Origin of the sequence: Spirosoma sp., assembly GCF_048594605.1 — a bacterium.
Taxonomy (GTDB): domain Bacteria; phylum Bacteroidota; class Bacteroidia; order Cytophagales; family Spirosomataceae; genus Spirosoma.
Window position 1 is genome coordinate 1 of record NZ_JBMDWV010000023.1, and the last position, 11,481, is coordinate 11,481.

General features: G+C 50.2%; 9 protein-coding genes and 1 pseudogene. 8 read left to right on the forward strand and 2 right to left on the reverse strand.

The window, feature by feature from the left end:
* The 8 genes from ACOJS8_RS01090 to ACOJS8_RS01125 form a co-directional block, all read left to right on the forward strand.
* The coding region (locus tag ACOJS8_RS01090; protein WP_420146680.1) for a carboxylesterase family protein at window positions 1-751 on the forward strand (751 nt) is incomplete at its 5' end.
* Window positions 752-1,141: 390 nt separating this feature from the next.
* A complete protein-coding gene (locus ACOJS8_RS01095; protein ID WP_420146681.1) occupies window positions 1,142-3,184 on the forward strand; it encodes a glycoside hydrolase family 3 protein in 2,043 nt (680 codons plus the stop codon).
* 274 nt (window positions 3,185-3,458) lie between these two features.
* Window positions 3,459-4,718, forward strand: coding sequence for an arsenic transporter (locus ACOJS8_RS01100; RefSeq protein WP_420146682.1), 1,260 nt, complete (start codon window positions 3,459-3,461; stop codon window positions 4,716-4,718).
* Between the two features lie 104 nt (window positions 4,719-4,822).
* Window positions 4,823-5,539: a hypothetical protein gene (locus tag ACOJS8_RS01105; RefSeq protein WP_420146683.1), complete on the forward strand. Its 717-nt coding sequence runs from the start codon at window positions 4,823-4,825 to the stop codon at window positions 5,537-5,539.
* Window positions 5,540-5,826: 287 nt separating this feature from the next.
* Complete coding sequence (locus ACOJS8_RS01110; protein WP_420146684.1) at window positions 5,827-7,068, forward strand: MFS transporter; 1,242 nt, start codon at window positions 5,827-5,829, stop codon at window positions 7,066-7,068.
* 137 nt (window positions 7,069-7,205) lie between these two features.
* Entirely contained in the window at window positions 7,206-8,207 is a 1,002-nt protein-coding gene (locus ACOJS8_RS01115) for a hypothetical protein (RefSeq protein ID WP_420146685.1), read from the forward strand.
* Between the two features lie 207 nt (window positions 8,208-8,414).
* The gene (locus ACOJS8_RS01120) at window positions 8,415-9,305 is read left to right on the forward strand and encodes a helix-turn-helix domain-containing protein (RefSeq protein ID WP_420146686.1); all 891 of its coding nucleotides are present in this window, start codon (window positions 8,415-8,417) and stop codon (window positions 9,303-9,305) included.
* A 70-nt stretch (window positions 9,306-9,375) separates the two neighbouring features.
* The gene (locus tag ACOJS8_RS01125) at window positions 9,376-10,113 is read left to right on the forward strand and encodes an SDR family oxidoreductase (RefSeq protein ID WP_420146687.1); all 738 of its coding nucleotides are present in this window, start codon (window positions 9,376-9,378) and stop codon (window positions 10,111-10,113) included.
* A 33-nt stretch (window positions 10,114-10,146) separates the two neighbouring features.
* Here ACOJS8_RS01125 and ACOJS8_RS01130 read toward each other — a convergent pair whose 3' ends face one another.
* The gene (locus tag ACOJS8_RS01130; protein WP_420146688.1) at window positions 10,147-11,061 is read right to left on the reverse strand and encodes a helix-turn-helix domain-containing protein; all 915 of its coding nucleotides are present in this window, start codon (window positions 11,059-11,061) and stop codon (window positions 10,147-10,149) included.
* Between the two features lie 144 nt (window positions 11,062-11,205).
* Window positions 11,206-11,481 (reverse strand): annotated as a pseudogene (locus tag ACOJS8_RS01135) (short-chain dehydrogenase/reductase); the annotation flags it as partial.

Consider the following 11,481-nt stretch of genomic DNA (forward strand, 5'->3'; position numbering starts at 1 on the left):
GAGTCAGGGAATGATGCGCCGGAATTACGGCGGTTTTGGGCCGGTGGTCGATGGTGGAGTGCTGCCTCGTCATCCCTTCGATCCGGTGGCTCCGGCCATTTCCCGCAACAAACCGTTACTGGTCGGCTGGAACGAGGATGAGTACACGTTCTTCGCCTGGGAGCGGAAGGATACCGAATTCGCCAAACTGGATTTTGATAGTTTACAGAAAAAGCTGGAGCCGCAGTATGGCGAGGATACCCGTAAAATTATCGAAACGTATCGAAAAGCGACGCCTAACGCAACAGCTCCGCAGATTTTTGTCGCCATTTCATCCATCACCATGATGGGACTGGGTTCGGTAGATATTGCAGAAAAGAAAGCAAAAGAGGGCGGAGCACCGGTGTACCTGTATAATTTTGGGTATAAATCCGAGAAGCCCATTCCCGGTACGGATTATCCGATGGGAACGCCCCATGCCATGGATATCTCCTTTAAATTCAACAATGAAATACCGCCCCGCGACGGCTCCCAGCCGAAAGAAAGCTTCTTCGGCGGGAATCGGCCCGAACGATTTACGGCTTCTCATCACTTTGCCGAATTGTGGACAACCTTCGCCCGTACCGGCAAGCCAGCAGCTAAGGACGTACCGGCCTGGCCAGCTTATAACCTGAAAACCCGGCCAACCATGCGGATTGATACTACCTGTGAGGTAATCGACAACCGATTCAGCCAAGAACTTGCTCTGTGGCGCTCCATCGGCAGATTATAGCGCCTTTTTACGCTGTTAGTGCTTCCTGAGCTAAGCGCCCAGTCGATCCGGGTCGATGTTCTGCAAAAGCCCTGGAAGGCTCAGTGAATGACTGGATTGGGTTGTCTCATTAATCGGATTATGGCTGCTTCGTGCCTAATACGCAAAGACTTTGGTGTATTTAAGCTCCAAAACCATTGACCTAAGCCAAAAATCGGCTTCGGTTGTCGTGCACGTATCAGACGACAACCGCCTGTGTGGAACAACAAGACGTATCCTCTGGAAGTAGGAAGGAATGTACTTGCCCTTTAAGAACAAACCTTATGTAACCGAAGTGTTGTTCACCAAACAACCTGAGAACGTACCGATTATAGATCTGTTGGTGACTGGCACACTTTTACTTATCAACCTATGAAGCTGCAACCTCTCATTGTATCCTATTATTTCAGAATTGTCGTGCTGGGCTTTTTAGTTGTTACCTTTCCTGTTTTGGCCCAAAAACCAGTGCAACCCGCGTTAGGTCAAAAAAACGTGAACGTACTGACGCAAAATGGATTGAAATTCAAGGATCTGAATAAAAATGGTAAACTTGACCCTTACGAAGATTGGCGGCTACCCGCAAAATCACGAGTGCAGGATTTGCTGGCCCAGATGACCCTGGAGGAGAAGGTAGGCTTCATGCTGATCAGCACCACCCGCATGGCTGGCGATAACGCTTTTCAGGCGAATGCGGCTAAATCCGAGATTACTAGCGGCTTCAATGAAGAAGATTTGATCCAGCCAACCAATATGTTTACCCGTAAGCCTTTGCCTACACCCCTCATGTCGGCCGCTGGTACAACGAAAGGGGTAAGCCGGTTTCAGTTGCGGCATTTCATCTTACGAGCCAATCCATCTGCACGTATCATTGCCGAGTGGGCCAATAATCTGCAAGCCCTGTGCGAATCGTCTCGTTTGGGAATACCGGCTATCGTAGCTTCTAATCCCCGTAATCATATCACTATCGATGCCGCCATTGGCTTGAGTGTAGGCGCTACGTCGTTTTCCAAATGGCCGGGTGAGTTAGGTCTGTCGGCCATGAATGACTTGAAAATGACTCGTGACTTCGCCGATATTGCCCGGCAGGAATGGACGGCAGTCGGCCTGCGGAAAGGCTACATGTACATGGCAGACCTGGCCACGGAACCCCGTTGGCAGCGTATCGAAGGAACGTTTGGTGAAGACGCCGACCGGGCCGCTGGTATGATTCGCGAGGTCATTCTGGGGTTTCAGGGCAACCGCCTAAGCACTACGTCGGTAGCCATGACGACCAAGCATTTTCCTGGCGGAGGGCCACAGGAGAATGGGCTTGATTCCCACTTCGACTGGGGCAAGTATGCGCACTACCCGGGAGGTATGTTCGAGTATCATCTCAAACCGTTCAAAGCTGCTATTCAGGCCGGTACATCGGCGATTATGCCCTATTATTCAGCGCCCAAGGATAAAGCGTTTGAAGCCGTTGGTTTTTCCTATAACAAAGCCATTCTGCAGGATTTATTGCGAAAAAAACTAGGCTTTACGGGTATTATCAATTCAGATACGGGGCCTATTGAAATGATGCCCTGGGGTGTCGAAACGCTCACACTGCACCAACGTTATCAAAAAGCGCTGGAAGCGGGCGTTGATCTTTTCTCAGGAACTGCCGATCCCTCCGTTTTACTGGAAACGGTAAAGCAGGGGCTTGTTTCAGAGACCCGAATTAACGAGTCGGTGGCGCGTTTACTGACTGAAAAATTTCAGTTGGGCCTTTTTGAAAACCCTTACGTAGATGCTGAGAAAGCGCAGCGTATTGTCGGCAATGCTCAGTTTCAGCAAAAAGCAGATTTAGCCCATCGAAAATCGATCGTTCTGCTACGTAATGAAGCGAACCAGCTGCCGTTACGGCCGAAAACCAAAGTTTATTTTGAAACCTACTACAACAGTGGCCGAAGCGGCAATCCTATAACCGTTTATCAACCGACTGGCTCCTCAAGCCCCTTTGAATTTGTGTCAAAAAAAGAAGATGCTGACGTGATTTTAGTCTGGCTTATTCCGAATGCAGGTGGTTTGTTTAGTTCAGAGGGGAAATCCATTGAGCTTCAATTGTCGAAGAATCGAATTGATGTTGAGCATGTCAATGAACTGATCCGAAGTAAACCAACGGTTGTGGCTATCAATTTCTCCAATCCCTGGGTCATTGATGAACTGGACCAGGGTGCTGCCAAGACCCTTGTGGCTACCTTCGGCACCACTTCTGCAGCTCTCCTGGACATTGTTAGTGGGGCGTATAGTCCAACCGGGAAATTACCCTTCTCGATTCCGGCTTCTCAACAGATGGTCGCTGAAAATAAGTCAGATGTACCGGGAAGTAATGAATCTGCCGGGTACGCTCTGTTTAAATTAGGACATGGTTTGGGCTACTCCTCAGCTAAATAAAGCGAATGATGGGATACCTAATTTCGGAAACCATTCAGATTATTCATGGACGATGGTTATGAGATACGTAGCGTCACTCAAAAAGTGAGCACTATCTATGATCTGCGGTCACTACGTAGCCCCATAAATGACTGTAAGCTAAGTCATACGTACCGTCGGTAGCAGAATTTGCCGCTATAATTCGATAGGTTCGTCGTTAGAAAGCTACACCGAAATCCGATTTCGGCATGAAATTGGGAATGATCCAGAGCAACAGCATTATTTTTACCGCCATATGACTCAAAGTCTCATCTGGATTATTACTCTTTTGTCGATTGGGGGCGTTATCATTCAACCGTTTAAACTACCTGAATTTGTCTGGGCCGTTGGGGGAGCGGTCCTGTTGCTTGCGCTCGGTCTGATCACCCCTGCAGAAAGCTTGTCAGGGATTGCCCGAGGAACAGATGTGTATCTATTTCTGACCGGCATGATGCTCCTGGCCGAAACTGCTCGGGAAGAAAAGCTTTTTGACTGGCTGGCGGCTCATGCTACCCAGCGGGCCAATGGTTCAGCCGGCCAGCTTTTTGGCCTGATTTATTTAGTAGGCATAGTTGTCACTACGTTTTTGTCTAATGACGCTACGGCTGTTGTGCTCACTCCGGCTGTGGCAGCCGCGGTGAAAACGGCGAGGGTTAAAAATCCATTGCCTTATCTGTTCATCTGCGCGTTTATTGCCAATGCCGCTTCCTTTGTGTTGCCCATTTCGAACCCGGCTAATCTGGTGATTTATGGCACACACATGCCGCCCTTACTGGTCTGGCTGGGGCACTATACGTTACCCTCCGTTGTCTCCATTGTTACTACGTACCTGATTTTACGCTATACCCAACGCGACGCGCTACGTGAGTCTGTTGCCCAGAATATTTCAATTCCGACGTTGTCGCCGGGTGGACGGATGGCTATTATTGGGATTGCTGCTACGGCGCTTATTCTGTTAGGGGCATCGGCACTTGACGAACCGCTTGGTCTGCCCACGGCCGTCACCGGTATTCTTACATCGGCGTTGGTTCTAATGAGAGCCAGGAAAAACCCCTGGGTCGTTATTAAAGACGTATCGTGGGCCGTGCTGCCGCTGGTAGCCGGGTTGTTTGTATTGGTAGAAGCCCTGGCCAAGACGGGAGTGATTGAAGAGTTGACTACGTTGTTACGGACCAATACGGCTCGATCGGTTTCAGAAACAACCTGGCTTAGCGGCATCGGGATAGCAATGGCCTGTAATCTGGTCAATAACTTGCCAGCGGGTTTGATTGCGGGCACTGTGGTTCAGGCAGGCCAACTCCCCGAAGTGATTAAAAGTGCCATTCTGATTGGTATTGATCTAGGGCCTAATCTGTCTGTAACGGGCTCGCTGGCTACGATACTCTGGCTAGTGGCGTTACGCCGGGAAGGGCAGTCGGTAAGCGCCTGGTCGTTTCTCAGACTGGGGGCTCTGGTGATGACAATTCCGCTACTCTGTACACTGGGTGTCGTTTGGCTCTACCACCTGTATTTCTGACAGAATGAACCTTAAGGTGAAGCTTAAGATAAATTAATTCTTTCCTCAGATCGTCCTTAGACGGGAGCGATAGGTTTGCCTTCGTAATTAATCAACTAAGAATTATGAAACGCAACCATCAGCTCGTATCGCTACTAACCATCCTTGGCGTAGCCGCTACCTTAACAACCCAGGCGCAACCTCCAATAACTCCCGGTCGTGGTCCCGGTGGACCTGGTCCCGTTGCTTTTGCCGGACTCCGGCCACCAAAAGCGTCTGGCATGGTCGCTCTGACAACTCTCTCCGGTACGGTTCAGCAGTTCACGGCCAACGATGAATCGGTTCTGGATGGCTTTACGCTCAACACGGGTTCGCAGACCGTCGCCGTTCAGTTTCCTGCCCGCATGGGTCAGGCGATCCAGGCCGCTGGTAAAGCAGGCAGTAAAGTGACCCTGACCGGCTCCTCCGATACGACACCCGAAGGGACGACTGTTTTCCAGCTGGTAAGCCTGACCAGTGGCCAAACCGTTGTGACGGATACACCACCGGCTGGTCCGGCAACCTTGCCTACTCCGACGCCCGCGAGTGTAAAAGGGAAAGTGGTTGATTATCAGCTAGACCGACAGGGTCAGGTCAAGGGGGTACGCCTGAGCGATCAGACACTGGTACGTGTACCACCTCACGCAGCGGCTCAGTTGATTAGTATAGCCCCCAAAGAAAGCACGATTGCCGTAGAGGGTTACGTTCACCCGCTTGGCGAAGGACAGGTCCGGCTCTCGAAACAAACCATTGTGGATGCTACGCAGATCACCGTCAACGGCCAGTCGTTTCTGGTTCGTTAGTGCGGATTCAGCTTACGCAATCCCTGCGATTCTAGCGCCATGGTTAATATGAATCGTTTTTCATGCCAGAGCGATTCGTATTAACCATGAGTATATCCAGAAACAATATTAGGTATTTTTCTCTACAGAATCGTATAAGTAATTGGGGTCTGCAAAAGGGGTTGATTCGCTAAAATCAGAAGCTAACCCGTCGTTTCGGTCGTTCGTTTGCTTCGGTATAATATTTACATATTCTGAAAGGCGTTGTCTCGTCTTCACTTTACGCAACGCTGGTAGATTATTAAAAGATGGTTAAATTATCTCCGAAACCAACGACCCGGCAGCCCAGCTCAACAAGTCTGCGCGCGCTGGATGCCGCCAATTTCTTTTTAGCCGACGTTCGGGATGGACTGGGTCCGTATCTGGCTATTTACTTATTAACAACGCTGCATTGGGATGCGCAGAATATCGGTATTGCCATGTCGGTAATGGGCATTGCAACCGTAGTGGCTCAGACACCGGCAGGTGCGCTGGTTGACCGAACCCGCCGGAAACGTATCTATTCGATCATCGCATCGCTCCTGATTGCCTTTGCCGCCATTATAACCATTACCCTGCCAACTTATCCGGTGATTATGGGTGGTCAGGTTATCATGGGCGTGGCAGCCGCCTGGTTTGCCCCGGCAGTTGCCGCTATTACGTTGGGACTGGTTGGGCCGAAAGCCCTGGATAAGCGTGTTGGCCGTAATGAAACCTTCAACCATGCCGGGAACGTATTTGCGGCTCTGCTGGCTGGTTTGCTGGGCTACTACGTCAGCACAAAAGGAATTTTCCTGTTGCTGGCTGGTATGTCGGTCCTGAGTAGTCTGTCCATCTGGCGCATTCAGGAAAAAGACATCGACCATCAGCTGGCCCGTGGTTGTCCGGAAGAAGACGAACAGGAGGGTGACGATAAACGCTCAGGCTGGCAGGCCATCCTCAGTAATCGGTCGATCCTCTTTTTTGCGCTGGCCTGTGTGCTCTTTCACTTTGCCAATGCCGCCATGTTACCACTACTGGGTCAGCGACTGGCTCAGGGAATTAGCGCAGGTGCGTCATCGGCATACATGTCGGCTTGTATCATTGTGGCGCAGCTCGTCATGATTCCCGCCAGTTACCTGACCGGGAAACTGGCCGCCGGGGGACGTAAGCGGTTGTTACTCATTGCCTTTGCTGTACTGCCCATCCGTGGCCTGCTCTATACCTTAACGAGCGATCCGGTGTTGCTGGTTGCCATCCAGATTCTGGACGGCGTGGGCGCGGGGATTTTCGGCGTGTTGTCCATCCTGATTGTCTCGGATCTGACGCGCGGGTCGGGTCTGTTCAACACTACGCAGGGAGCTATTGCTACGGCCGTTGGGCTGGGAGCTTCGCTCAGCAATGCGTTTGCCGGAATGCTGTTGCAGCAAACGAGTTACCATGTCGCGTTTTTGACACTGGCTGCGCTGGCCGTCGTCGCTCTGGCCGTGCTCTGGTTTTTTGTACCGGAAACAAGTCGTCAGGCAAGCTGACTTCTCCCTAGCAACAAACAACTTCTTTTTAACGAGAATCAAGAGTAGCTCCTTCGCCGGGATGACAAAAAGCCTATTAACTATCTGTTAATGAGCATTGCCCATAATTCATGTCTTTCTATAACTGAATTGATTGCATGATTACCCATCGACTTAATCTTCTGCCCTGTTATCTGATAAGTTTGCTTTTTGCCACTACGTTTACCAGTTGTATGACATCCCGCCAGACGGCGTCTACGCTGGCGAAAGTGGCCAATGATAATTGCGCAATTGACTCCAGCGGTACGTCAGGCTATGTCTTTCACCCCGTCGATTTGCAGCCTGGCTCGGCGGATGATTCGCTGCTTCGGCAGCGTTATGGTGAACGTGGGCTTCGGATGGCGCAGGCTGTAGGACTCACACCCTTACTGGTACGCGCTACGTTGCTGGAACGGCAACAAACCCCCGATGGCCCAGCCTCGAACGAGTACCTGACCCTGCGGCAAAAAATGACCGATCAGCTTCAACTGGCCAGCTTTGATATTGCTACGGCAGTTGCACTGGTCGATTGCGACAGTAAACGCGCCACGTTAACCGCTACGTTGCTGACACGGCAGGAAAACAGCCGGGAAAAGGCCATGACGATCAGTGCCATTACGACCGGTGCACTGACAGCGCTGGCAGTTGGTATGCTCAAGTTAGGCGACCATGACAACACAGGCGAGTGGGCCGGTATCGGGGGCGGTCTGCTGGAAGCGGGTCTGGGCATTACGTCTCTGTGGCAAAAGCCACCCAGGGCCGACTATCGTCATCGGCGCAATCCATTACGGGATATATGGGTACATTCGATCACATCGCCCGTTTTTCCTCCCCTGGTCTGGTATTATCTCAACAAGCCTAAATCAGCTAATACGCCCCCGCTGGTCGATGCTCTGCGGAGCCGATGGGACATTCTGGTGTCGCTCGATACTGAAGCCAGGCAGACACGTCATCGTAAGCGACGGGAGGTCGATTATTTTGGCGATGGCACTTTCTACACCGCTGAAGAGCTAACCGTTCGCTCGACCATGCTGGGTCAACTGGCCACCGAACTACAACTGATGAACAACGACTTAACCATTCTGCTCAACGAAATTGTTCGATCATCCCAGAAGCGGTAGGTAAACAACAACCAGCTTTACCAGCTTGCATTCCGCCCGATTGGTACAGATATATTGATGGTTATTTACTCAGAGAGTAAGATAACCAGACGGTAGGGTTTGAACTGAAGTAGTAGATGGCTTCGGTATGAATGGGTATTTGGTAAGTCGAGCGCAGGAAGCACTACGTTTTAACCACGTAGTGATCAGGATTCCTTACTTTTAGGAATGAATACAATCAGTATTGATCAGCCCGTACCGATTTATACCTTGGCTCAGGACCCCGTTCTGGAAGGTGAGTTATTCAGTATGCTTCAGGTTGAAGAGCACCTGGCCCATCGGTCGGAGCTGCTGTTGCCGCATCGAAAAGACTATTACCTGCTGGCATTCGTCCGTCGGGGCAGCAGCCGCCATTGGGTAGATATGACGCCCTACGTAACGAAAGACAATAGCTTTTACGTATTTGCGCCCAATCAGTTAATAGTAAAGGAAGAACCCAAACCCTTATGGGGTACAGCTCTGGCGTTTACGACTGAGTTTCTGGCCTTGCAGGAAAACGCTGCTCTAGCCAAACTGCCGCTTATTCACAACCCGCAGAATGCGCATGAACTGCTGCTTACCAACGCTGATGCAACCTTTGTCGACGATCTGCTGACGAAGATTTACGCGGAGTATTGTCGTCCCGGCGAATGGCAGCAGCGCATGGTTACCGCTTACCTGACGGTGTTACTGACCTATTTGAGTCGACTATATACGGACCAATTTGAGAGTAATACGTTGTCAGTTGACAAACTGATGCTGAAGAAGTACCAGCTTACCATTGATGAACACTTTCGCGAGCTGCATCAGGTGAGTGAGTATGCCTCTTTGCTTCACGTATCGGCTGGTTACCTCAGCGAAGTTGTGAAAAGCCAGAGCGGACGGCCAGCCATCGTCCATATCCACGAACGCCTGGTGCTGGAAACCAAACGGTTGCTGTTTCATACCCAGCATTCGTTAAAAGAGATTGCGTTTGATCTGGGATTTGCGGATGCGTCGTATTTCAGCCGCTTCTTTAAACGCGAAACGGGCCTGACCCCCGCCGAGTATCGGGCCGTCACCCGTGAAATGTACCAGTAATGTCGAAGAATGTGTTTCAGTTGCTTTCTGCATGTGCCGTAGGTTTGTGCCATCAAAAAATAGATGAATCATGAAAAAAGTACTGATTACCGGAGCTAACAAGAGTATCGGTTTCGAGGCTGCACGGCAGTTATTGCAAAAAGGTTACTACGTTTATCTGGGAAGTCGCGATGCGCAAAAAGGTCAGCAGGCGGTCGATCAGCTTATATCGGAAGGCTTCGACAACGTAGAGGTGATCACCATTGACGTTGATAATCTGGAGTCCATAAAAGCCGCCCGTGAGGACCTGGGTCGAAAAACTGATGTGCTGGATGTGTTGATTAACAATGCGGGTATCAGCGGAGGCTTTCCACAAACGGCCCTCGATACCGATATCAGCGTGTTCAGAAACGTGTTTGAAACCAATTTATTCGGTGTAATCGAAACTACACAGGCTTTTATCGACCTGCTGAAAACAGCGCCAGATCCCCGAATCGTCAACGTTACCTCCGGCTTAGGCTCGCTGACGCTCCATACTGACCCCAACTGGAAGTATTATCACGCAAAAGGGGCTTGCTACGTATCGTCCAAAGCCGCCCTGAATGCCTACACCATTATATTGGCCTATGACCTGAGAGATACGCCGTTTAAGGTCAACGCGGTTGACCCTGGCTACACAGCTACGGATTTTAATCACCATAGCGGGCCGGGTACCGTACCTGATGCAGCTGCGCGGCTGGTCAAAGCTGCCACGCTGGATGCGGATGGCCCAACGGGTCAGTTTTTCAGCGACGACAACGCACCCGATACAGGGATAAGTCCTTGGTAGGCTAAACCCTTATGCCTATCGGTGCCTATCGGTTTAATTGAACGACCGTCTGAATTCCAGGGGCGACAGGTTGGTTTTTGTTTTGAAGAGCTTGCTAAATGATTGCGAGTGCTCAAAGCCTAATTCGTAGGCCACTTCGCTAACTGATAAGGTGGTGGTAGACAGTGTTTCTTTGGCCTTCTCGATCAGTTTGTCGTGAATGTATTGCTGCGCATTCTGACCGATCAGTGACCGTAGCATATCGCTTAAATAACTGGGGGATAGATTAACGTGTTCGGCCAGATAGCTGACGGTTGGCAAGCCCTGGCTTAGAGATACTTGATTGACAAAATAATCGTTCAGTACGTCCTCCAGCTTTTGAAGCAGATCGTGGTTTACGGCTTTGCGGGTAATAAACTGACGTTTGTAAAAACGATTCGCGTAGTTCAGCAACAGCTCAATTTGAGCAATAACGACGCTCTGGCTAAAATCGTCGATTCGGCTGTTCAGCTCATTGTTTATCAGTTTAAAAATCTGAATGATTGTTTCTTTTTCTTCTTCCGAAAGGTGCAGAGTCTCATTGGTTGCGTACGAAAAGAAGCCATACTGCCGAATGGTTTTGGCCAGGGCATAGCCTAAAAAGAAATCCGGGTGAATCAGTAGCGTATAGTTAGAACATACGCTGGGGTCGTTGTCATTGCCGCCGATTATCTGACCGGGAGAAGCGAACAGCAAACCGCCTTCGTCAAAATCGTAGTAACTCTGGCCGTACTTTAACCGGCCGCCCAGTTTGGGTTTGTACGATATTTTATAAAAGCCCAGTATATGAGCTGAGGAAAGCCCGCCAACCGGTGTGTGAGAGCCATTAATCAGACTGACCAGCGGATGCTGAGGCTCAGCTAAACCGAAAGCCCGGTGCGCATCGGTTAGCGACTCGATTTTAGATGGGCTGTTTTCTTCTTTTTTCATCGATTAATAGCTAAAACAGTTCGTAATCTCTTGAATTTCCTGAAGGACGGTTGGCCGCTGCCAGACTTTGGCTAGCCGTCCTTCAGGAAATTCAGGAGGTTGAAATACGTGCTTTATCAAGAAATTTTCCTGTTTTTAGGTTCCTTATCTGAGTTGGCCTTGTGCGGAGTTGGAAACTTCTTCCCAAGCCTCCCACGTCGCCAGGCGTTCCGTATAGGCAGCGCGCACCCAGGGTAAATTATGACTGCCTAAAAAGAAACGTAGCGGAGGGTTTTCTGAATCTACTACGGCAAAAAGTGCTTCCGGTGTCGCATCTGGGTCGCCCCTTTCTAAGTTTCTCAAGTTGTTGAAAAAATTGGCTTTATAATCCGCATAGATGTCGAGGTTCTGAGCGAACTTCAGGGATTCCTGACTTCCAAA